At 75.7% G+C, this 453-nt stretch carries 1 protein-coding gene; it reads left to right on the top strand.

Annotation, left to right across the window (positions count from 1 at the left end):
• The coding region (locus D183_RS0123440) for an FAD-dependent monooxygenase (protein WP_017911140.1) at positions 1 to 453 on the top strand (453 nt) is incomplete at both ends.

The following is a 453-nucleotide window of genomic DNA, read 5'->3' as shown; positions in this document are numbered from 1 at the left end:
GCCCGCCATTACGGCGCGATCCACGCGGTGGCCGCCGAGGACGCCGACGCGGTGGCGGCGCTGGACGAGGGCGCCTGGCTGCAGCGGCTGCAGGACGCGCTGGGCTGGCGCGTCGGCCGCCTGCTCGGTAGCGGCGAGCGCAGTGCCTATCCGATCGTGCAGGTGCTGGCCGAGCGGCTGGCCGATGCGCGCGCGGTGCTGCTGGGCAATGCCGCGCAGACCTTGCACCCGCTGGGCGCGCAGGGCTTCAACCTGGGCCTGCGCGATGCGCTGACCCTGGCCGAACTGATCGAGCGCGACGGCACCGACCCGGGCGCGCCGGCGCTGCTGCAGCAGTACGCGCAGCGCCGCGAGCAGGATCGCCAGCGCACGGTGACGTTCTCCGGCGGGCTGGCGCGGCTGACCGCCAATCCGACCCCGCTGCTGCGCCCACTGCGCAGCCTGGGCCTGCTG

The sequence above is a fragment of the Xanthomonas sp. SHU 199 genome (assembly GCF_000364665.1).
Taxonomy (GTDB): domain Bacteria; phylum Pseudomonadota; class Gammaproteobacteria; order Xanthomonadales; family Xanthomonadaceae; genus Xanthomonas_A; species Xanthomonas_A sontii.
The sequence above is the reverse complement of the archived record's forward strand: the minus strand, read 5'-3'. Positions and strand labels throughout refer to the sequence as shown.